The following is a 19,448-nucleotide window of genomic DNA, read 5'->3' on the forward strand; positions in this document are numbered from 1 at the left end:
CTGGGGGTCCGGAAGGGCGGCTAGAGCGGGATGTTGCCGTGCTTCTTCGGAGGCAGGGATTCCCGCTTCGTACGGAGCTGACGCAGGCCCTTGACGATCTGCGGGCGCGTGTCGGACGGCAGGATCACGCCGTCGACGTACCCGCGCTCGGCCGCCGTGTACGGGTTGAGCAGGGCGTCCTCGTACTCCTGGATCAGCCGCGCGCGCGTGCCCTCCACGTCCTCGGCCTCCGCGATCGTGCGGCGGTGCAGGATGTTGACCGCGCCCTGCGCGCCCATGACCGCGATCTGCGCCGTCGGCCACGCCAGGTTCAGGTCCGCGCCCAGGTGCTTGGAGCCCATGACGTCGTACGCGCCGCCGAAGGCCTTGCGGGTGATGACCGTGATCAGCGGGACGGTGGCCTCCGCGTACGCGTAGATCAGCTTCGCGCCGCGCCGGATGATGCCGCCGTACTCCTGGTCCACGCCCGGCAGGAAGCCCGGCACGTCCACGAAGGTCAGGACCGGGATGTTGAAGGCGTCGCAGGTGCGCACGAAGCGCGCGGCCTTCTCGGAGGCGTCGATGTCCAGGCAGCCGGCGAACTGCATCGGCTGGTTGGCGACCACGCCGACCGGGAAGCCCTCGACCCGGCCGAAGCCGGTCAGGATGTTCGGTGCGAACAGCGCCTGCGTCTCCAGGAACTCGCCGTCGTCCAGGACGTGCTCGATGACCCTGTGCATGTCGTACGGCTGGTTCGCCGAGTCCGGGATCAGCACGTCCAGCTCGCGGTCCTCGTCCGACACCTCGGTGTCCGCGGGCTCCGGGAAGGACGGCGGCTCCGACAGGTTGTTCGAAGGGAGGTAGGAGAGCAGGGACTTCACGTACTCGACGGCGTCCTTCTCGTCCCCCGCCATGTGGTGCGCCACGCCCGAGGTCGCGTTGTGCGTCCGGGCGCCGCCCAGCTCCTCGAAGCCCACGTCCTCGCCGGTCACCGTCTTGATGACGTCGGGGCCCGTGATGAACATGTGCGAGGTCTGGTCCACCATCACCGTGAAGTCGGTGATCGCCGGCGAGTACACCGCGCCGCCCGCGCACGGGCCGACGACCAGCGAGATCTGCGGGATCACGCCGGAGGCGTGGGTGTTGCGGCGGAAGATCTCGCCGTACATGCCGAGCGCGCTCACGCCCTCCTGGATGCGGGCGCCGCCGGAGTCGTTGATGCCGACGACCGGGCAGCCGGTCTTCAGCGCGAAGTCCATCACCTTGATGATCTTCTGGCCGTACGTCTCGCCGAGCGCCCCGCCGAAGACCGTGAAGTCCTGCGAGAACACGGCCACCGGGCGCCCGTCGACCGTGCCGTAGCCGGTGACGACGCCGTCGCCGTACGGACGGTTCTTCTCCAGGCCGAAGTTGGTGGAGCGGTGCCGGGCGAACTCGTCCAGCTCGACGAAGGACCCCTCGTCGAGGAGGAGGTCGATCCGCTCGCGCGCGGTCAGCTTCCCCTTCGCGTGCTGCTTCTCCACCGCGCGCTCCGAGCCGGCGTGGGTGGCCTCGTCGATACGGCGCCTGAGGTCCGCGATCTTGCCCGCGGTCGTGTGAATGTCGATCTCGTGCTGCTCTGCCGGCTCGGACATCGGGATGCGGCTCCCTGCCTGGTCACGGGGGGTTCGTTGACTGCGAATGGGCTACTGCTGCCCTACTGACCCGTAGCGTATCCACGCCGATACGGTTCGGCACTGCGGTCTTTGCCACACCTACTCTGGCTTGCATGACGTCCTCCCAAGGCTCCGGCGGACGCTGGTCCGACCTCGACCGGCCCCCGCTCAACGAGACGGCCCTGCGCCGCGCGCTCGTCCTCCCCGACGGACTGTGGACCTCGCTCGACGTGGTCCCCACCACGGGATCCACCAACACCGACCTCGCCGCCCGGGTCGGCGACCTGCCCGAGGGCGCGGTGCTCGTCGCCGAGGAGCAGACCTCGGGCCGGGGCCGCCTCGACCGCACCTGGAGCGCGCCCGCCCGCTCGGGGATCTTCGTCTCCGTGCTGCTCAAGCCGGACGTTCCGGCTCACCGCTGGGGCTGGCTCCCGCTGCTCACCGGCGTGGCGGCGGCGACCGGCCTCGCGAAGGCCGCCGGGGTCGACATGTCCCTCAAATGGCCCAACGACCTCCTGGTTTCCGTCCAGGGCGAGGAGCGCAAGACCGGCGGCATCCTCGCCGAGCGCGCGGGCGCGGACGGCGTCGTCGTCGGCCTCGGCCTCAATGTCACCCTCCGCGAGGACGAACTCCCCGTCCCCGGCGCCGGGTCCCTCCTCCTCGCCGACGCGGTCTCCACCGACCGCGACACCCTCCTGCGGGCCGTCCTGCGCTCACTCGAACGGTGGTACGGGGAGTGGACGCGGGCCGACGGCGACCCCGCCGCCTGCGGGCTCCAGGAGGCGTACGCGGCCGGCTGCGCGACCCTCGGCCGCCGGGTCAGGGCCGAGCTGCCCGGCGAGCGGACCCTGGAGGGCGAGGCGATCGCCCTGGACGGCGACGGACGCCTCGTGGTGGCCACGGAGGGCGGCGGCACGGAGGCGGTGGGCGCGGGCGACATCGTCCACGTGCGGACACCGGACGTCTGACGGGCTCCTCGGAGCGAGGGGGCGGTTCCGGGACGGCCCGGGGCCGGTGGAGGAAGGCCCGGGGCCGGTTCCGGTACGGCCCGGGGCCGGTCGAGGAAAGGCCCGGGGCCGGTCGCGGCGCGGCTCCGGTCCCGGTCGCGGTGCGGTTCCGGTCCCGGTCGCGGGACCGTCCCGGCTTCGGCCGGGGGACGGAACGGCTCGCCGTTCGGGCGTGAGCCATTCCACACCTGTCGTATCGTGGAGCGCGATCCAGGCGACAGATCGGCAGGGCAAGTGGGCAGGGAACGGGCAGGAGGCGGCCGGTGACCGTCGACGACGAGAACTCGGGCGGCACGCCCGAGCCGCCCACGTACCCCACCCCCCATCACGAGGTCGACCACACGGTCGAGCCGACCGACGACCCCCTCGCCATCCGCCTCGAACAGCTCATCCTCGGCGCGGACCGCCGCTACACCCCCTTCCAGGCCGCCCGCACGGCAGGCGTCTCCATGGAGCTGGCCTCCCGCTTCTGGCGCGCCATGGGCTTCGCGGACATCGGGCAGGCCAAGGCGCTCACCGAGGCCGACGTGCTCGCCCTGCGGCGGCTCGCGGGCCTCGTCGAGGCCGGGCTGCTCAGCGAGCCGATGGCCGTGCAGGTCGCCCGTTCCACCGGGCAGACCACCGCCCGGCTCGCCGAGTGGCAGATCGACTCCTTCCTGGAGGGCCTCACCGAGCCGCCCGAGCCCGGCATGACCCGCACCGAGGTCACGTACCCCCTGGTCGAGCTGCTCCTGCCCGAGCTGGAGGAGTTCCTGATCTACGTGTGGCGCCGGCAGCTCGCCGCCGCCACCGGCCGGGTCGTGCAGGCCGCCGACGACGAGGAGATGGTGGACCGGCGGCTCGCCGTCGGCTTCGCGGACCTGGTCGGCTTCACCCGGCTCACCCGCCGCCTGGAGGAGGAGGAGCTCGGCGAGCTGGTCGAGGCCTTCGAGACCACCTGCGCCGACCTCGTCGCCGCGCACGGCGGCCGACTCATCAAGACCCTCGGCGACGAGGTGCTCTACGCGGCGGACGACGCCGGGATCGCCGCCGAGATCGCGCTCCGCCTGATCGAGACCCTCGGCCACGACGAGACGATGCCCGCGCTGCGCGTCGGCATCGCCTTCGGCACCGTGACGACCCGGATGGGCGACGTCTTCGGCACCACCGTGAACCTCGCCAGCCGGCTCACCTCGATAGCCCCGAAGGACGCCGTCCTGGTCGACAGCGCCTTCGCGAAGGAGCTGACCAGGACCGGCGAGGCGCCCGTCTCGGAGGCGGAGGCGGCCGAGGAGGCGGCCCGCGCCGAGAAGGAGGGCCGCACGCCCGCCGCGTACCGCTTCGCGCTCCAGCCGATGTGGCAGCGCCCGGTCCGCGGCCTCGGCGTCATCGAGCCCTGGCTCCTGGGCCGCCGTCCGTCCTAGGATCTCCTCCGTGAACGCCGGTTAACAGCCGTTAACGGGCGGAGCCGGCTGGTGGGAGGGTGTGCGGTCATGTCCGAGCAGCGTTTCGGTGAGTTCGTGGTGGTCCGGCGGGAGGGGCACGTCGCGGAGCTGGTCCTCGACCGGCCCAGGGCGATGAACGCCGTCTCCTCCGAGATGGCCCGCTCCCTCGCGGCCGCCTGCGACGCGCTCGCCGCCGACGCCGCCGTCCGCGTCACCGTCCTCACCTCCTCGAACGACCGCGCCTTCTGCGTCGGCGCCGACCTCAAGGAGCGCAACTCCTTCACCGACGCCGAGCTGGTCCGCCAGCGCCCGACCGCCCGCGCCGCCTACACCGGCGTCCTGGAGCTGCCCATGCCGACCGTCGCCGCCGTGCACGGCTTCGCCCTCGGCGGCGGCTTCGAGCTGGCGCTCGCCTGCGACGTGATCGTCGCCGACGCGACCGCCGTCGTGGGCCTGCCCGAGGTCTCCGTGGGCGTCATCCCCGGCGGCGGCGGTACGCAGCTGCTGCCGCGCCGGGTGGGCGCGGCGCGCGCCGCCGAGCTGGTCTTCACGGCCCGCCGGGTGGAGGCGGCCGAGGCCCGCGAGCTCGGTCTGGTGGACCTGCTCGCGGAGGACGCCCGCACGGGCGCCCTGGAGCTCGCCGGGCGGATCGCGGCCAACTCCCCGGTGGGTCTGCGCGCCGCGAAGAGGGCCATGCGGCTCGGCCAGGGCCTGGACCTGCGGGCCGGCCTGGAGGTCGAGGACGCGGCCTGGCGCTCGGTGGCCTTCTCGGGCGACCGGGCCGAGGGCGTGGCGGCCTTCAACGAGAAGCGGAAGCCGGAGTGGCCGGGGGAGTGACCCTCCTCAGATCTTCCGATTTTCTATTAAATATCACTTACGGTGACGTCCTGGAGGGGAAAACAGATCAAACCTCCCTAAGCTGGAGGAATGGGTGAGGACGGGCGGCTGCGGGCCGTAGTGGCGCTGGCGCAGAGGATGGCGGCGGCGCACACTCCACGGGAGTTCTGGCGGGCGGCTGCGCTCGGGGCCCGCGACGGGCTCGACGGGAGCTTCGCCGCCCTCTCCGTCTGGGAGCGGGACCACGGACGGCTCAAGGTCCTGGTGAACGCCGGGGAGCGGGCCGTGGGGGAGGAGGAGTTCCCCGACGCGGAGACGTATCCGGTCCACCAGTTCCCCGAGATCACCGAGTTCCTGCACGAGCGGTGGGCGGGCGGCGGCGAGCCGGACGCCTGGGTGGAGACCGCCGCCGACCCCGCCCCGACCGGCCGGGTCACCGGGCTGCGGCGGCGCGGGCGCGGCTGCTGCGTGGTCGCCCCGATCGTGCTCCACGGGCGGGCCTGGGGCGAGCTGTACGTGGCCCGGCCGCCCGAGGCGAAACCTTTCACCAGTGCGGACGCGAGCTTCGCGACCGTGCTCGCCGCGGTCGTCGCGGCGGGCATCGCCCAGGCCGAGCGCCTGGAGGAGGTCCGCAGGCTCGCCTTCACCGACCCCCTGACCGGCCTGGCCAACCGGCGGGCGGTCGACACCCGGCTGGACGAGGCCATCGAGCGCCACCGGACGGAGGGCTCCGTGGTGAGCCTGGTGGTCTGCGACCTCAACGGCCTCAAGCGGGTCAACGACACCCACGGCCACGCGGTCGGCGACCGTCTCCTCGAACGCTTCGGCTCCGTCCTCTCCCGGTGCGGCGCCCGCCTCCCCGGCGCCCTCGCCGCCCGTCTGGGGGGCGACGAGTTCTGCCTCCTGACGGTCGGCCCGGCGGCGGACGAGGTGGTCGCGGTCGCCGAGGAGCTGTGCGTACGGGCGGCGGAGCTGGAGCTGGGGGAGGGCGTGGCCTGCGGGGTGGCGTCCACGGGCGACCCCATCGGGCCCCTCAAGTCGGCCCGCCGCCTCTTCCGGCTCGCGGACGCCGCCCAGTACCGGGCCAAGGCCGGCCGCTCGGCGAAGCCCGTGGTGGCGGGGCGCGACGGCACGGTCGTCCGGCTCGCGGACGCGCCGCCGGGGGCCCGCGACCGCCGCCGCTTCCGCGACGCGCCGACGGTGGAGCCGCCGGCCCCGGGCGCGGCGGAGCCGGGGCCGCCGGACCCCTGCCCGGCTCCCGCTCCGGCGGACCCGGGTCCCGCGGCGTGGCCCGTGGAGCCCCCGGGCGAGGCGCCCACGGAGACGGCCCTCCGTCCCGAGGAGCCCCCGCCGGCGGACCGGTGAGGCCGGGCCCCGGGTACTCACCGGAGATGAGTACGCGCGCGCTGTCCGGGCCCGCGGGCACGGCGGAAGACTCGGCACATGGAACGGAACACGGAACGGAACGCGGAGCGGGGCTCCGGACGGAACACGCGGCCGACGCAGCGGGCGCTCGTCGTCCTCCTCCTGACGGCCCTCCTCGCCGCCGGGGCCTGGGCCGTCTGGCTGGGCTGGGACCAGCACTACGACCAGCACCCCGACGGATCGGTGAGCGGCCCGTACGAGGCCTGGCAGGTGGTGGGCCTGGTGCTCACCCTCGGCGTGCCCGTGTGCTGGGCGGCGGCCCGGGGGCAGGCCCCGGGCGTGGTGCTCGGCACCACGGCCGGGCTGACCGCGGCGGCCTTTTGGGACTGGTCGGACGACGGCAGCGGCCTCTACGTGATCGGGGTCGGCACGGTCATGGTGGGCAGCCTGGCGGCGACCGCCGTCGTCTCCCTCCTGACCGCCCTCGCGACGGGCTCCCTCGGCAGGGGCGGGCGCGGTGGCGGGAGCGGAGCCGGGCACGGCCCGGTAAGGGACAACCCCCCGTCGGGGCAGTGACGAAATCCCCTAGTGACAGGTCGGTCTTCAATCCGTAGGGTGCTGAATATGGATATGCAGACAGTCGTCCTCGGCACGTCCGGCACGACCCCGCAGGACGTCGTCGACGTCGCCCGCCACGGCGCCCGCGTCGAGCTGTCGACCGAGGCCGTGCGGGCCCTCGCCGCCGCCCGGGAGGTCATCGACGCGCTCGCCGCCAAGCCCGAGCCCGTCTACGGGGTCTCCACCGGCTTCGGCGCCCTCGCCACCCGCCACATCGGCCACGAGCTCCGGGCGCAGCTCCAGCGCAACATCGTGCGCTCGCACGCCGCCGGCATGGGCCCCCGCGTCGAGCGCGAGGTCGTGCGCGCCCTGATGTTCCTGCGCCTGAAGACCGTCGCCTCCGGCCACACCGGCGTCCGCCCCGAGGTCGCGCGGACCATGGCCGACGTCCTCAACGCCGGCATCACCCCGGTCGTGCACGAGTACGGCTCCCTCGGCTGCTCCGGCGACCTCGCCCCGCTCTCCCACTGCGCCCTGGCCCTCATGGGCGAGGGCGACGCCGAGGGCCCCGACGGCCGGGTCCGCCCCGCCGGCGAACTGCTCGCCGAGCACGGCATCGCGCCCGTCGAACTCAAGGAGAAGGAGGGCCTCGCCCTCCTCAACGGCACCGACGGCATGCTCGGCATGCTGATCATGGCCCTCGCCGACCTGGACACCCTCTACAAGTCGGCCGACGTCACCGCCGCGCTCTCCCTCGAAGCCCTCCTCGGCACCGAGAAGGTCCTCGAACCCGAGCTGCACGCCATCCGCCCCCACCCCGGCCAGGCCGCCTCCGCCGCCAACATGCTGGCCGTGCTCAAGGGTTCCGGACTCACCGGCCACTTCCAGGCCGGCGAGGCCCCCCGCGTCCAGGACGCCTACTCGATCCGCTGCGCCCCGCAGGTCGCCGGCGCCGGCCGCGACACCCTGGCCCACGCCCGGCTCGTCGCCGAGCGCGAACTGGCCGCCGCCGTCGACAACCCGGTGGTCCTGGCCAACGGCGAGGTGCGCTCCAACGGCAACTTCCACGGCGCCCCCGTCGCGTACGTCCTCGACTTCCTCGCGATCGCCGCCGCCGACCTCGGCTCCATCGCCGAACGCCGCACCGACCGGCTCCTCGACAAGAACCGCTCGCACGGCCTGCCGCCCTTCCTCGCCGACGACGCCGGCGTCGACTCGGGCCTGATGATCGCCCAGTACACGCAGGCCGCCCTGGTCAGCGAGATGAAGCGGCTCGCCGTCCCGGCCTCCGCCGACTCCATCCCGTCCTCCGCGATGCAGGAGGACCACGTCTCCATGGGCTGGTCCGCCGCCCGCAAGCTGCGCACCGCTATCGGCAACCTCACCCGGATCATCGCCGTCGAGCTGTACGCCGCCACCCGGGGCGTCGAACTCCGCACCGGCCTCACCCCGGCCCCCGCCTCACGGGCGGTCATCACCGCCCTGCGCGGGGCCGGCGTCGAGGGTCCCGGCCCGGACCGCTTCCTCGCCCCCGACCTGGCCGCCGCCGACGCCTTCGTACGGGAGGGCGGGGTGGTCGCCGCCGTGGAGCCGGTCACCGGCCCGCTGGCGTAAGGACGCCGGAACGACGGGCGAGGGCCCGTCCCCGCCGGAGCGCTCCGGCGGGGACGGGCCCTCACCCGTAAGTGCGCGACGGGAGAAGACGGTTCAGGAGGCCCGGCCCCGGCGGCGCATCGCGAGCACCACGAAGCTCGCGCCGACGCCCAGGAACGCCGTCCCGCCGAGCAGGTACGGCACCGTCTCCCGGCCCCCGGTCTCCGCGAGGCGCCCGTCGTTCCCGGCGGTGCCGCCCCCGCTCACCCCGACCCGCACCTCTCCGCCCCACCGGTCGGCGGCGTTCGCGGACGGCACGAACCACAGGGCGCACAGCAGCGTTCCCGCGACGGCGGCGGTCAGCAGGAGGCGTCGGGCGGCGGACACGGAGATTTCGATCCTCCTTGCGGAAACCACGAATTGATCGACGTGCAGATGCTAATGAACTCAGCGGGTCGCGGGAAACCCGAGTCCCTCCGGACCTCTACGCTCCGCACCATGAGTACTTCCGACACCGCGCGCTATGTGCGCCTTCGCGTCGATGTGGTTCTGGAGATCGACGGACCGGCCGAACTGGCCGAGGCCGCCGAGGCCCGGATCGGCGCCGACGAGTTCATGCCCGAGGAGGAGCGGACGCACGCCCGCGCCGCCGCGCGCGAGGACGCCGCCGAGGCCCTCGCGTACCTCGTCGAACCCTTCGACCTGATCCGCGACGTCCCCGGCATCGAGATGGTCCAGGCATCCTGGAGCAGCGAGGAGGTCGATTACGACCCCGATGCGCTGGAATGGGACCTCGGAGAGGAAGATGGGGCGGAGGAAGACGACGACGACCAGCCGTGAGGCCGGTGTCCTCCCTGCTCGCGGGCCCCGGGACACCGTTCCGGGGCCTTTCCGCGCCATCGGGCGCGCGACGGGAACCGAACGCCCCGCCGGCGCGTGTCGATCAGTGGTGTTCCCCACAAAACGTCCGGTTCCCGAACCGGACGCGTTGTGATGGGTAGGGAAGCAAGCGTTCACAGGGAATCGGCGACGATGGAGAAGCGTGTGATGACGGACGGCAAGCGCCGCAGGAGCCTGGCCGCCGCGGCTGCCCTGCTCAGCGGTGTGTTGGTGCTCTCGGCGTGTGACGACGGCGACAAGGGCGGCAGCGGCGCCTCCGGAACCGCGACCCCGCAGTCGCAGGAGCAGGTCGACGAGGCGGCCGCGCAGAAGACCTCGAAGGCGCGGATCACCATCTTTCCGAAGAACGGCGCCCAGAACGCCTCCATCAACAACGACGCCAAGGTCACCGTCGCCGACGGCAAGCTCACCGAGGTCGTCATGACCTCCGCCGAGGGCGACACGGTCAAGGGCGAGATAGCGGCCGACGGCCTGGGCTGGAAGCCGACCGTCGCGCTCAAGCGGGCCACGGTCTACCGGATCACCGCCACCGCCGAGGACGCGGAGGGCCTGGTGGCCCACGAGAACTCCTCCTTCACCACCGTCTCGCAGGCCAACAGCTTCATCGGCAACTTCACGCCCGAGGACGGCTCGACCGTCGGCGTCGGCATGCCGGTCTCCATCAACTTCAACAAGGCGATCACCGACAAGAAGGCCGTCCAGGGCGGCATCACCGTCACCTCCAGCTCCGGCCAGGAGGTCGTCGGGCACTGGTTCGGCACCCAGCGCCTCGACTTCCGCCCCGACGCCTACTGGACCGAGGGCTCGACCGTCACGCTGAAGCTGGACCTCGACGGCGTCGAGGGCGCCGACGGCGTCTACGGCGTCCAGCAGAAGACCGTCACCTTCAAGATCGGCCGCAACCAGGTCTCCACCGTCGACGTCGCCGCCAAGACCATGACGGTCAAGCAGGACGGCAAGACGGTCAAGACCATCCCGATCTCCGCCGGCTCCCCGGAGAACCCGACCTACAACGGTCAGATGGTGATCTCCGAGAAGTTCAAGGAGACCCGGATGAACGGCGCCACCGTCGGCTTCACCGACGACGACGGCAAGGGCGAGTACGACATCAAGGACGTGCCGCACGCCATGCGCCTGTCCAGCTCGGGCACCTTCATCCACGGCAACTACTGGGGCCCGGACTCGATCTTCGGCTCCTCCAACACCAGCCACGGCTGCGTGGGCCTCAACGACGCCAAGGGCGCCGGCGACCCGAACCAGCAGGCCGCCTGGTTCTACGACCACTCGCTCATCGGCGACGTCGTGATCGTCAAGAACTCCAAGGACAAGACGATCGCCCCCGACAACGGCCTCAACGGCTGGAACATGAGCTGGTCGGAGTGGAAGGCCGGCTCGGCGGCCTGACCCCTCCCGCACGCGTCCGAAGGGCCCCCTCCACCGGGAGGGGGCCCTTCGCGCTTCCCGGACCGCGTCCTACCGCACGTCCACGGCCTCGTCCACGCCCCACTGCGCGAGCAGCCGCAGCGCCTCCGCCGAGGGCGTGCCCGGCTCCGCGTGGTACGTCACGAGCACCAGGTCCGGATCGTCGCCCGACACCTTCAGCGTCTCGTACGACAGCGTCATCTCGCCCACCAGCGGATGCCGCATCCGCTTCGTGCCGTGCCCCTTGTCCGCCACCGTGTGCGCCGCCCACAGCGAGCGGAACTCCTCGCTGCGCACCGACAGCTCGCCCACGAGCGCGAGCAGCTGCGGATCGTCCGGATAGCACCCCGCGTACAGCCGCAGCACGCTCACCACCTCGGTCGCCTTGCACTCCCAGTCGAGGTAGAGCGAGCGCGCGTTGGGGTCGAGGAAGACCATCCGGGCCATGTTCCGCTCGTGCGGCTCCCAGGTGGTGAAGTCGCCGAGCAGCGCCCGCGCCATCCGGTTCCAGGCGAGCAGGTCGAGCCGGCGCCCCACGACGACGGCGGGCACCCCGTCCATCGAGTCCAGCAGGTACGAGAGCCCAGGCCGCACCTGCTGCGGACGGGAGATCGCCGCCCGCTGCCGCTTCTTCACCGTCGGCTTCGCCAGGTGCGTCAGATGCGCCCGCTCGGTGTCGCTCAGCCGCAGCGCCCGCGCGATCGAGTCCAGGACCTCCATGGACACGTTGCGGCCGTTGCCCTGTTCGAGCCGGGTGTAGTACGCCACCGAGACCCCGGCCAGCTGCGCCAGCTCCTCGCGGCGCAGTCCCGGCACCCGCCGGTGCCGCCCGAACTCGGGCAGCCCCACGTCCTGCGGCTTCAGCCGGGCCCTGCGGGAGCGCAGGAATTCACTGAGTTCGGCACTGGGGTCCATACGACCCCATTATCGCCGCCGGACCGGACCCGCGGACGTACGATCCTGACCCTGCCAGTGGTAGGCACACCGGTCGTAGGTAGAACAGGTGTCTGGGTGGAACCGGCGTTCCCGGGCAGGCTCGGAGCCATGACCACGAACGTGACCACCGTCCCCGCCTACGCCGCGCCCGCCGCCAACGCCCCGCTGGAGCGCACCACCGTGCCGCGCCGCCCCGTCGGCGAGCACGACGTCCTCATCGAGATCAAGTACGCCGGCATCTGCCACTCCGACATCCACCAGGCGCGCGACGGCTGGGGCGAGGGCATCTACCCGATGGTCCCCGGCCACGAGATCGCCGGCGTCGTCGCCGCGACCGGCCCCGGCGTGACGAAGTTCGAGGTCGGCGACCGCGTCGGCGTCGGCTGCTTCGTCGACTCCTGCCGGGAGTGCGCGTACTGCCGCCAGGGCCTGGAGCAGTACTGCGTCACCGGCGGCACCGGCACGTACAACGCCCTCGACAAGGACGGCGAGCCGACCTACGGCGGCTACTCCACCCACATCGTCGTCGACGAGAACTACACCCTGCGCATCCCCGAGGGCGTCGGCCTCGACGAGGCCGCCCCGCTGCTCTGCGCCGGCATCACCCTCTACTCGCCGCTCGCCCACTGGCAGGCCGGCCCCGGCAAGAAGGTCGCGATCGTCGGCCTCGGCGGCCTCGGCCACATGGGCGTCAAGATCGCCCACGCGCTCGGCGCCGAGGTGACCGTCCTCAGCCAGTCCGAGAAGAAGCGGGAGGACGCCCTGAGGCTGGGCGCCGACCACTACCACGCGACGAGCGACCCGGAGACCTTCACCGCGCTCGCCGGCACCTTCGACCTGGTGATCTCCACCGTCTCCGCGCCGCTGGACTTCGACGCCTACCTGAGCCTGGTGCGCACGGACGGCGCCCTGGTGAACGTGGGCGCGCCCGAGGAGCCGGTCAAGGTCAGCCTGTTCTCCCTGATCGGCGGCCGCAAGACCCTCGCCGGCTCGATGATCGGCTCCATCGCCGAGACGCAGGAGATGCTCGACTTCTGCGCCGCGCACGGCCTGGGCGCGGAGATCGAGGTGATCCCCGCGGACCGGATCAACGAGGCGTACGAGCGCGTGATCGCCAGCGACGTCCGCTACCGCTTCGTGATCGACACGTCGACCATCTGACGGTCACCGGGGCCGGGGCATGACGTCCGGGGTAATCGACCCGTACGGCACGCCCCGGCACGCTGTCCCCATGACCGCGTACGCCCTCGGAAACCTGCACCCGAAGCCCGTCCTCGACGAGGAGGTCTTCACCTACATGGAGCGCGTCCAGGCCACCCTGGACCCCTACGGCGGCCGCTTCCTCGTCCACGGCGCCCCCGCCCGCGAGGTCCCGGAGGGCACCTGGCCCGGCGCCCTCGTGATCATCGCCTTCCCGACCTACGAGCACGCCCGCGCCTGGTACGCCTCCGACCCCTACCAGGCCCTGATCCCCCTCCGCACCCGCCACATGGCCGGCGACGTCCTCCTGATCGACGGGGTCCCGGAGGGCTACGACCCGGCGACGACGGCGGCCGCGCTGAGGGCGGCGGCGACGGGGTGACCGGGGCGGCGGCTACGCGGGGCCCGGGCCCCGCAGGTGCCGTTCCAGAGCCACCTCCAGCAGGACCTCGCGCAACCGCTCGCGGCTCCGGCCGCGCGTCTTCACCGCGTGGCAGTTGGGGCACAGCGCGACCATCCGGCTCGGGTGGTCGCGGCCGCCCGCCGCCAGCTCCACCACGTGGTCGACCTCCAGGAGGGGTTTCCGCCGGTCGGTCACGTCGTCCGGCTGCCCCTGGCACCCGGGGTTCTCGCACCGGCCGTCGCAGCGCGCCAGCACGGCCTGGCGCGCCAGACCCGACCGGACGGGGTCCCGCACGGTCCGCTCGCGATACCGCACCCCGTCCCGCAGGCCCTCCCGGGCCTCCCGCCGCTCGACCGCCGCGCACCACTTCTCGTACCGCGCGGCGGTGACCACCGGGTCCACGGGGCCGTCGTCGGCGTCGAGGGCGGGATCGCCGGTGAGCGGACCGCCGTGGTCCGCGTCGTCGGCTACCGAGTCCTCGTAGAGCCCGACCTCCGTCAGCAGGGGGACCTCGTCGACGCCGTCGAAGAACCGGTCGACGATCGCCTCGATCACGGCGACCCGCGCCTGCCCCGACGCGGCGACCAGCGCGTGCACCGGTTCGGCCAGGCCGCCCGTGGGCCGCTGCTCCGCGAACCACCGAAGCAGGGCCGCGTCGCCGTGCGCGGACGGGACCTCGCCCGTGTGCTCCTCCAGGGACCACAGACCGGCACGATGGAGCGCCAGGACGGGATAGTCCGGGCGCGGCCGCTCGCCGCGCAGTCCGTGGGACGTGAGCAGCTCCCGCAGGGCGGCGGCCGTCTCCTCCCAGGAGAGCAGCCGCGACTCACCGCGCAGGGCGCGCCCGATCGCCCACAGGAGGGTGATCGGCTGGTGGAGCCGGGGGCCGCCGGCCGTCGTGGCGACCCGCAGCTTCGCGATCCGCTCCACGAGCTGCTCGGCGTCGATGCCGGGGCCGACGGCCGACGAGCGCTCCACCCGGAAGCCCAGGTCCGTCAGCACCTTCACCGCGTGGTCGAGGCCGCCGGAGAACTCCGAGGGCTTCAGCGGCCGCAGCCCCGGGAGGAACCCGTGGGCCGCCCCCACGACCGCCTTCGAGTCGTAGGACCGCCCGTCGACCACCAGTCGGTACGTCCGCGACGGCCCGAACCCGTACAGCTCCAGAAACGCCCGTCGCCCGAGGCGGTCGAACTCCTCGATGGCCCGCGTCACCTGCGCGGCACCTATGTCGGCCAGAGTCACGCCCCAGACGGTGGCCGAGGGCGCGTCGCGGCAGGACGGCGGTCCGGCGTCACCGGTCAGGGTGCAATCCTCCGCGGCCGTGCGCGTTCGGCCGGGTCGGGGCGCGGCGTCCTCCTAGCGTGGGCCGGGAACGATCCGGGCGGGCCGCCGCCGGGATACGGATCCTACGGAGGTAGCCGGCCATGACCGTCCCGCTCGCTGAGCTCACCGGGGACTACGTCCTCGACCCGACCCACACCCGGATCGGCTTCGTCGCCCGTCACGCCATGGTCACCAAGGTGCGCGGCGCCTTCCACGAGTTCGAGGGCACCGCGCACCTGGACGGCGCCGACCCGGCCCGGTCCACCGGGCAGGTGGTGATCAAGACGCAGAGCATCGACACCGGTGTCGAGCAGCGCGACCAGCACCTGCGCACCAACGACTTCCTGGACGCGTCGAACTTCCCCGACATCACCTTCCGCACGACCGGGGTCGAGCGGAAGTCCGACACCGACTACCGGGTCACCGGCGACCTCACCATCAAGGACACCAGCAAGCCGGTCTCCATCGACTTCGAGTACACCGGCAACGCCGTCGACCCCTTCGGCAACCTGCGCGTCGGCCTGGAGGGCTCGGTGACCGTCTCCCGCAAGGAGTTCGGCATCACCTGGAACGCCGCCCTGGAGGGCGGCGGCGTGCTCGTCGGCGACAAGATCGTCCTGGAGTTCGACGTCTCCGCGATCAAGCAGGGTTAGGGTCCGGTCGTGCGGTGCGGCCCCCGGTGCCGGGGGCCGCGGCACGGACTCAGCCGTCCGCCTTCGCCACGCCGATCGGGCACGAGACGCCCGTGCCGCCGATGCCGCAGTAGCCCGCCGGGTTCTTGTCCAGGTACTGCTGGTGGTAGGCCTCCGCCGGGTAGAACGGGCGGTCGTCGGCCGGCAGGACGTGGGTGGTGATTTCGCCGTAGCCAGAGCCCGTCAGGACCTTCTGGTAGGCCTCGCGGGAGGCCTCGGCGGTGGCGGCCTGGGCGGGGGAGTGGGTGTAGACCGCCGAGCGGTACTGGGTGCCCACGTCGTTGCCCTGGCGGAAGCCCTGCGTCGGGTCGTGGGACTCCCAGAACAGCTTCAGGAGCGACTCGTACGAGACCTCCGACGGGTCGAAGACCACCCGGACGACCTCCGTGTGGCCGGTCAGGCCCGAGCAGACCTCCTCGTAGGAGGGGTTCCGCGTGAAGCCGCCCTGGTAGCCGACGAGGGTCGTCCAGACGCCCTCGGTCTGCCAGAACTTGCGCTCGGCGCCCCAGAAGCAGCCCAGGGCGAAGTCGGCGACCTCCAGGCCCTCCGGGTACGGGCCGGCGAGCGGGTTGCCGAGGACCGTGTGGCGCGCGGGCACGGAGAACTCCGGCTCGGCGCGGCCGGGCAGGGCCTGCTCGGGGGTGGGGAGGACGGGGGTGCGGGACAGGAACATGCTGCATCTCTCCTCGACGGTCGTCGGCAGTTCGCACAACAAGCCGGGGGACGGCGGGATTCCCCCGTCGGTCCGTCAGCGCGGCAGCGTCAGCGGGCTGCCGCCGTTCGCCTCGTACCCCGCCACCGCCAGGTTCCGGAAGACCGTGTACTCCGCCGCCGGGTCCGCGCTCAGCGTCCACGGCACCGCGCCCACGTGCCCGTCCACCTTCACCAGCTGGTGCATGGCCTCCGCCCAGCGCTCCCCCCGCACCAGGAACCAGATCAGCAGGTGGCGGACGTGCGCGAGCATCGGATCGTCGGCGCGGGCCGAGTGCACCGCGTACAGCGCGCCCTCCACCGCCTTCGACACCACCTGCGTACGGAAGAAGTCCTGCACGAGCACCACGTCCGGCACGTGCTCGTACACCGCGAACAGCGGCAGCGCGGCGAGCAGCGAGCCGCGCGGGGCACGCGCCGCGGCCGTCGTCGCGAAGTGGTCGGCCTCCTCGCGCGAACCGTGCCACTTCTCGCACCAGTAGTGCAGCGCCGCCAGGTGCGCCCCCATGTGCTGCGGCGCCCGGTCGATCACCTTCGCCCACACCTGGTCGAACCGCTCGTGCTCGTAGCCCAGACCGCGCGCCACGGCCAGCTGCGTGATGTACGGGACGGGATCGCCCGGGGCGAGCAGCGCCGCCTCCTCGGTGACCTTCAGCGCCTCCTCCAGGATGATCCGGAAGTCGTCGGTCCCGGCCGCCGAGGAGCGCCACGCCTGCTGCACCAGGAACTCGGCGTGCACCGCCGCCCCGCCCGGGTCCTTCGGCGCGTCCGCCCGCCAGGCCCGCAGCCACGCCCCGCCGGCGCCCGGCCTGTCCCGCAGCTCCAGGGAGGCCGCGCCCGCGAACGCCTGCACGCGCTGCCAGCGCAGCTCGCCGTCCTTGCCGGTGCCGGCGAGGAGCTGCGAGGCCGCCTTCCAGTCCTGGGTGGCCTGCACGACGTTCAGCACGTCGAGCAGGTCCTCGTCCGCCCCCGGCAGCCGCACGTCCTGGTCCTCCTGCGGCACGAACCCGTACGCCTCCGGGTCCGCCGCGTCGGGCGACCCCGGCGCGGCCAGCCGGATGCCGCCGCCCCTGCGGCGCAGCACGTAGGGGCCGAGGACGCCGAACAGCAGCCCGAGCGCGATGAGGAACCAGAGAATCTCCATGTGTCCATTGTCCAGGACACCCCATGAGACGAACGCGGCACCGGAGGTCCCCCGGCACTACGCTCCTGAACCATGAGCGACCAGCACATCCACCAGAGCTTCGAGACCCGCGCGATCCACGCGGGCAACACCGCCGACCCGCTGACCGGCGCGGTCGTCCCGCCCATCTACCAGGTGTCCACGTACAAGCAGGACGGCGTGGGCGGGCTGCGCGGCGGTTACGAGTACAGCCGCAGCGCCAACCCGACCCGCACCGCCCTGGAGGAGAACCTGGCGGCCCTGGAGGGCGGTCGGCGCGGTCTCGCCTTCGCCTCCGGCCTCGCCGCCGAGGACTGCCTGCTGCGCGCCCTGCTGGTCCCCGGCGACCACGTCGTCATCCCGAACGACGCCTACGGCGGCACCTTCCGGCTCTTCGCCAAGGTCGTCGAGCGCTGGGGCGTGGACTTCTCGGTCGCGGACACCTCCGACGTCGCCGCCGTGCGGGACGCGATCAACGACCGTACGAAGCTGGTCTGGGTCGAGACCCCCTCGAACCCGCTCCTCGGCATCACCGACATCGAGGCCGTCGCGGGCGTCGCCCGCCAGGCCGGCGTGAAGCTCGTCGTCGACAACACCTTCGCCTCGCCCTACCTCCAGCAGCCGCTGGCGCTCGGCGCGGACGTCGTCGTGCACTCGCTCACCAAGTACATGGGCGGCCACTCGGACGTCGTCGGCGGCGCCCTGGTGACGGCCGACGCGGCCCTCGGCGAGGAACTGGCGTACCACCAGAACGCGATGGGCGCGGTCGCCGGGCCGTTCGACTCGTGGATCGTGCTGCGCGGCATCAAGACCCTCGCCGTGCGCATGGACCGCCACGGCGAGAACGCCGAGAAGGTCGCCGAGATGCTGACCCAGCACCCGAAGGTCACCCAGGTCCTCTACCCGGGCCTCCCGGAGCACCCGGGCCACGAGATCGCCGCCAAGCAGATGCGGTCCTTCGGCGGCATGATCTCCTTCCGCGTGCAGGGCGGCGAGGAGGCGGCCGTCGAGGTCTGCAACCGCGCGAAGCTCTTCACCCTCGGCGAGTCCCTGGGCGGCGTCGAGTCCCTCATCGAGCACCCGGGCCGGATGACCCACGCGAGCGTCGCGGGCTCCGCCCTGGAGGTCCCGGCCGACCTCGTCCGCCTCTCCGTGGGGATCGAGAACGCCGACGACCTGGTCGCCGACCTGCGCCAGGCGCTGGGCTAGAACGCGAGGGAACGGCCGGGCGGGACCTTTCACGGCCCTGCCCGGCCGTTCCCGTGTCCTCAGGCCGGGACCTTCTCGTCCTCCAGCTCCGCGCGGACCGCCGCCCGCAGCTCGGGGGTGTCCTCGTGGCCGTGGACCGAGACCGCGTGCTCGGCGGCGGCCCGCACCACTTCCTCCTCCTCACCGACGATGGTGAGGGTGCAGTTCATGACGCTCGGCGTCCTGCGGCAGTCGGCGACTTTCCTGGTCATGACAGCCTCCTCGGCACCCGTGTGTGCCGTCTCCCTTCCAGGCCAGGCCCGTCCTCACCAGGCTTCGAGCGGCGGCGTCGTCCCGGCCGGCGGGGGCTCCCACGGGCGGGCCGCCGACGCCCACACCACGCACACGAGCAGGGCGAGCGCGGCCAGGGTCCACAGCAGGCGCCGGGTCCGCCGGGCCCTGCGGAGCCGGCGCGCGCCCAGGGCCGTCGCCCGGGCCACGAGGTCGCGGGGGACCGGCGGGTGCGGGGTGTCGAGGAGCCGCCGGAGCGCCGTCTCCCGGTCCTCCCGGCGCCGCGCGGGGCCGCCCCCCGACGCGGCGACCGCGCGGGCGCAGACGGCCAGGACGTGCGCCCCGGTCGTCCCGAGCAGCGCCGCGACCTGCTCCTCCGCGATCCCCTCGTACAGGCGCAGGACGACGACGAGCCGCTCCTCGGAGCCCAGTCCCGCCAGGACGCCCCCGTGTCCGCCGCGGTGGCGGCGGGCGGTGCGCGCGAAGCGGGCCACGAGCGCGCCGCGCGCGTACGCGTACGGGTCGTCGTCGCGCAGCCGGTCCCCCGCCGCGTACGTGTGCGCGAGGACGTCCGCCAGGAGGGTGCGGGCGTACGGGTTCCGGGCGCGGGTCTCGGCCGTCAGGAGGGTCGCGACGTGCAGCAGCCGCCCCGCCGCCCCGGCCGCGAACGCGTCGAACTCCCGGGCGCGGGGGGCGTGTCGGACGTCCCGGCCGCTCCGCCGCTCTCGCACCCGTCCATCCGACGACGGCGCGGGGACGGGGTCAAGGGGTCGGGAGCGAAAAGCCGGGGCCGGGCCCGGGA

At 73.1% G+C, this 19,448-nt stretch carries 20 protein-coding genes; 12 read left to right on the forward strand and 8 right to left on the reverse strand.

What is annotated here, in order from left to right; genetic code table 11:
• Nucleotides 1-20: 20 nt before the first annotated feature.
• Nucleotides 21-1,613 carry an acyl-CoA carboxylase subunit beta gene (locus ACFY7E_RS02885; protein ID WP_389479997.1) on the reverse strand — a complete coding sequence of 531 codons (1,593 nt, stop codon included), beginning with the start codon at nt 1,611-1,613 and terminating at the stop codon, nt 21-23.
• A gap of 134 nt (nt 1,614-1,747) precedes the next feature.
• Here ACFY7E_RS02885 and ACFY7E_RS02890 point away from each other — a divergent pair, with 134 nt between their 5' ends.
• From ACFY7E_RS02890 to hutH, 6 genes are all read left to right on the forward strand, one after another.
• Nucleotides 1,748-2,602, forward strand: a complete 855-nt coding sequence (locus tag ACFY7E_RS02890; RefSeq protein WP_389480000.1) for a biotin--[acetyl-CoA-carboxylase] ligase — start codon at nt 1,748-1,750, stop codon at nt 2,600-2,602.
• A 302-nt stretch (nt 2,603-2,904) separates the two neighbouring features.
• Nucleotides 2,905-4,044, forward strand: coding sequence for an adenylate/guanylate cyclase domain-containing protein (locus ACFY7E_RS02895; RefSeq protein WP_389480003.1), 1,140 nt, complete (start codon nt 2,905-2,907; stop codon nt 4,042-4,044).
• A gap of 69 nt (nt 4,045-4,113) precedes the next feature.
• Nucleotides 4,114-4,902, forward strand: coding sequence for an enoyl-CoA hydratase/isomerase family protein (locus ACFY7E_RS02900; protein WP_389480006.1), 789 nt, complete (start codon nt 4,114-4,116; stop codon nt 4,900-4,902).
• Between the two features lie 90 nt (nt 4,903-4,992).
• Nucleotides 4,993-6,267 carry a diguanylate cyclase domain-containing protein gene (locus tag ACFY7E_RS02905; protein WP_389480008.1) on the forward strand — a complete coding sequence of 425 codons (1,275 nt, stop codon included), beginning with the start codon at nt 4,993-4,995 and terminating at the stop codon, nt 6,265-6,267.
• Nucleotides 6,268-6,345: 78 nt separating this feature from the next.
• On the forward strand, nt 6,346-6,843 hold the full coding sequence (locus tag ACFY7E_RS02910; protein WP_389480010.1) for a hypothetical protein: 498 nt from the start codon (nt 6,346-6,348) through the stop codon (nt 6,841-6,843).
• Nucleotides 6,844-6,897: 54 nt separating this feature from the next.
• On the forward strand, nt 6,898-8,439 hold the full coding sequence (hutH, locus tag ACFY7E_RS02915; RefSeq protein WP_389481017.1) for a histidine ammonia-lyase: 1,542 nt from the start codon (nt 6,898-6,900) through the stop codon (nt 8,437-8,439).
• Between the two features lie 93 nt (nt 8,440-8,532).
• Here hutH and ACFY7E_RS02920 read toward each other — a convergent pair whose 3' ends face one another.
• A complete protein-coding gene (locus ACFY7E_RS02920; protein WP_389480014.1) occupies nt 8,533-8,805 on the reverse strand; it encodes a hypothetical protein in 273 nt (90 codons plus the stop codon).
• Nucleotides 8,806-8,916: 111 nt separating this feature from the next.
• Here ACFY7E_RS02920 and ACFY7E_RS02925 point away from each other — a divergent pair, with 111 nt between their 5' ends.
• Both ACFY7E_RS02925 and ACFY7E_RS02930 read left to right on the forward strand, forming a co-directional pair.
• Nucleotides 8,917-9,258 carry a hypothetical protein gene (locus ACFY7E_RS02925; protein ID WP_389480017.1) on the forward strand — a complete coding sequence of 114 codons (342 nt, stop codon included), beginning with the start codon at nt 8,917-8,919 and terminating at the stop codon, nt 9,256-9,258.
• A 192-nt stretch (nt 9,259-9,450) separates the two neighbouring features.
• Nucleotides 9,451-10,722: an Ig-like domain-containing protein gene (locus ACFY7E_RS02930; protein ID WP_389480020.1), complete on the forward strand. Its 1,272-nt coding sequence runs from the start codon at nt 9,451-9,453 to the stop codon at nt 10,720-10,722.
• 69 nt (nt 10,723-10,791) lie between these two features.
• Here the strand turns inward: ACFY7E_RS02930 and ACFY7E_RS02935 are convergent, their stop codons facing one another.
• The gene (locus ACFY7E_RS02935; protein WP_383446206.1) at nt 10,792-11,655 is read right to left on the reverse strand and encodes a helix-turn-helix domain-containing protein; all 864 of its coding nucleotides are present in this window, start codon (nt 11,653-11,655) and stop codon (nt 10,792-10,794) included.
• Between the two features lie 129 nt (nt 11,656-11,784).
• On the opposite strand from ACFY7E_RS02935, the gene ACFY7E_RS02940 reads away from it, so the two are divergent.
• On the forward strand, nt 11,785-12,837 hold the full coding sequence (locus ACFY7E_RS02940; protein ID WP_383446204.1) for an NAD(P)-dependent alcohol dehydrogenase: 1,053 nt from the start codon (nt 11,785-11,787) through the stop codon (nt 12,835-12,837).
• Between the two features lie 70 nt (nt 12,838-12,907).
• Nucleotides 12,908-13,258: a DUF1330 domain-containing protein gene (locus tag ACFY7E_RS02945; RefSeq protein WP_383446202.1), complete on the forward strand. Its 351-nt coding sequence runs from the start codon at nt 12,908-12,910 to the stop codon at nt 13,256-13,258.
• Between the two features lie 12 nt (nt 13,259-13,270).
• Here ACFY7E_RS02945 and ACFY7E_RS02950 read toward each other — a convergent pair whose 3' ends face one another.
• The gene (locus ACFY7E_RS02950) at nt 13,271-14,521 is read right to left on the reverse strand and encodes an HNH endonuclease signature motif containing protein (RefSeq protein ID WP_389480023.1); all 1,251 of its coding nucleotides are present in this window, start codon (nt 14,519-14,521) and stop codon (nt 13,271-13,273) included.
• A gap of 182 nt (nt 14,522-14,703) precedes the next feature.
• Between ACFY7E_RS02950 and ACFY7E_RS02955 the strand changes: the two genes are divergently transcribed.
• Nucleotides 14,704-15,255 carry a YceI family protein gene (locus ACFY7E_RS02955; RefSeq protein WP_389480025.1) on the forward strand — a complete coding sequence of 184 codons (552 nt, stop codon included), beginning with the start codon at nt 14,704-14,706 and terminating at the stop codon, nt 15,253-15,255.
• 49 nt (nt 15,256-15,304) lie between these two features.
• Here the strand turns inward: ACFY7E_RS02955 and msrA are convergent, their stop codons facing one another.
• Together msrA and ACFY7E_RS02965 are read right to left on the reverse strand one after the other, a co-directional pair.
• Nucleotides 15,305-15,967, reverse strand: coding sequence for a peptide-methionine (S)-S-oxide reductase MsrA (gene msrA, locus ACFY7E_RS02960; RefSeq protein ID WP_389480027.1), 663 nt, complete (start codon nt 15,965-15,967; stop codon nt 15,305-15,307).
• 75 nt (nt 15,968-16,042) lie between these two features.
• Nucleotides 16,043-17,149 (reverse strand): hypothetical protein, encoded by a 1,107-nt coding sequence (locus tag ACFY7E_RS02965; RefSeq protein WP_389480030.1) that lies wholly within the window; start codon nt 17,147-17,149, stop codon nt 16,043-16,045.
• Nucleotides 17,150-17,221: 72 nt separating this feature from the next.
• On the opposite strand from ACFY7E_RS02965, the gene ACFY7E_RS02970 reads away from it, so the two are divergent.
• On the forward strand, nt 17,222-18,376 hold the full coding sequence (locus ACFY7E_RS02970) for a cystathionine gamma-synthase (protein ID WP_389480033.1): 1,155 nt from the start codon (nt 17,222-17,224) through the stop codon (nt 18,374-18,376).
• Between the two features lie 59 nt (nt 18,377-18,435).
• On the opposite strand, the gene ACFY7E_RS02975 is transcribed toward ACFY7E_RS02970, so the two are convergent.
• Together ACFY7E_RS02975 and ACFY7E_RS02980 are read right to left on the reverse strand one after the other, a co-directional pair.
• Nucleotides 18,436-18,627 (reverse strand): DUF1059 domain-containing protein, encoded by a 192-nt coding sequence (locus ACFY7E_RS02975; RefSeq protein WP_389480036.1) that lies wholly within the window; start codon nt 18,625-18,627, stop codon nt 18,436-18,438.
• 54 nt (nt 18,628-18,681) lie between these two features.
• Nucleotides 18,682-19,377 carry a hypothetical protein gene (locus tag ACFY7E_RS02980; protein ID WP_389480039.1) on the reverse strand — a complete coding sequence of 232 codons (696 nt, stop codon included), beginning with the start codon at nt 19,375-19,377 and terminating at the stop codon, nt 18,682-18,684.
• Nucleotides 19,378-19,448 lie beyond the last annotated feature (71 nt).

This window comes from Streptomyces sp. NPDC012825, from assembly GCF_042900925.1.
Classification (GTDB): Bacteria; Actinomycetota; Actinomycetes; order Streptomycetales; family Streptomycetaceae; genus Streptomyces.

What these genes read in the sequence shown, in the direction of transcription:
- hutH (WP_389481017.1), top strand. Translation starts at nt 6,898, where the DNA reads ATGCAGACAGTCGTCCTCGGCACGTCCGGCACGACCCCGCAGGACGTC.
- ACFY7E_RS02970 (WP_389480033.1), top strand. Translation starts at nt 17,222, where the DNA reads ATGAGCGACCAGCACATCCACCAGAGCTTCGAGACCCGCGCGATCCAC.
- ACFY7E_RS02900 (WP_389480006.1), top strand. Translation starts at nt 4,114, where the DNA reads ATGTCCGAGCAGCGTTTCGGTGAGTTCGTGGTGGTCCGGCGGGAGGGG.
- ACFY7E_RS02885 (WP_389479997.1), bottom strand. Translation starts at nt 1,613, where the DNA reads ATGTCCGAGCCGGCAGAGCAGCACGAGATCGACATTCACACGACCGCG.
- ACFY7E_RS02975 (WP_389480036.1), bottom strand. Translation starts at nt 18,627, where the DNA reads ATGACCAGGAAAGTCGCCGACTGCCGCAGGACGCCGAGCGTCATGAAC.
- ACFY7E_RS02940 (WP_383446204.1), top strand. Translation starts at nt 11,785, where the DNA reads ATGACCACGAACGTGACCACCGTCCCCGCCTACGCCGCGCCCGCCGCC.
- ACFY7E_RS02965 (WP_389480030.1), bottom strand. Translation starts at nt 17,149, where the DNA reads ATGGAGATTCTCTGGTTCCTCATCGCGCTCGGGCTGCTGTTCGGCGTC.
- ACFY7E_RS02910 (WP_389480010.1), top strand. Translation starts at nt 6,346, where the DNA reads ATGGAACGGAACACGGAACGGAACGCGGAGCGGGGCTCCGGACGGAAC.
- ACFY7E_RS02930 (WP_389480020.1), top strand. Translation starts at nt 9,451, where the DNA reads ATGGAGAAGCGTGTGATGACGGACGGCAAGCGCCGCAGGAGCCTGGCC.
- ACFY7E_RS02925 (WP_389480017.1), top strand. Translation starts at nt 8,917, where the DNA reads ATGAGTACTTCCGACACCGCGCGCTATGTGCGCCTTCGCGTCGATGTG.
- ACFY7E_RS02890 (WP_389480000.1), top strand. Translation starts at nt 1,748, where the DNA reads ATGACGTCCTCCCAAGGCTCCGGCGGACGCTGGTCCGACCTCGACCGG.
- ACFY7E_RS02955 (WP_389480025.1), top strand. Translation starts at nt 14,704, where the DNA reads ATGACCGTCCCGCTCGCTGAGCTCACCGGGGACTACGTCCTCGACCCG.
- ACFY7E_RS02945 (WP_383446202.1), top strand. Translation starts at nt 12,908, where the DNA reads ATGACCGCGTACGCCCTCGGAAACCTGCACCCGAAGCCCGTCCTCGAC.
- ACFY7E_RS02935 (WP_383446206.1), bottom strand. Translation starts at nt 11,655, where the DNA reads ATGGACCCCAGTGCCGAACTCAGTGAATTCCTGCGCTCCCGCAGGGCC.
- msrA (WP_389480027.1), bottom strand. Translation starts at nt 15,967, where the DNA reads ATGTTCCTGTCCCGCACCCCCGTCCTCCCCACCCCCGAGCAGGCCCTG.
- ACFY7E_RS02905 (WP_389480008.1), top strand. Translation starts at nt 4,993, where the DNA reads ATGGGTGAGGACGGGCGGCTGCGGGCCGTAGTGGCGCTGGCGCAGAGG.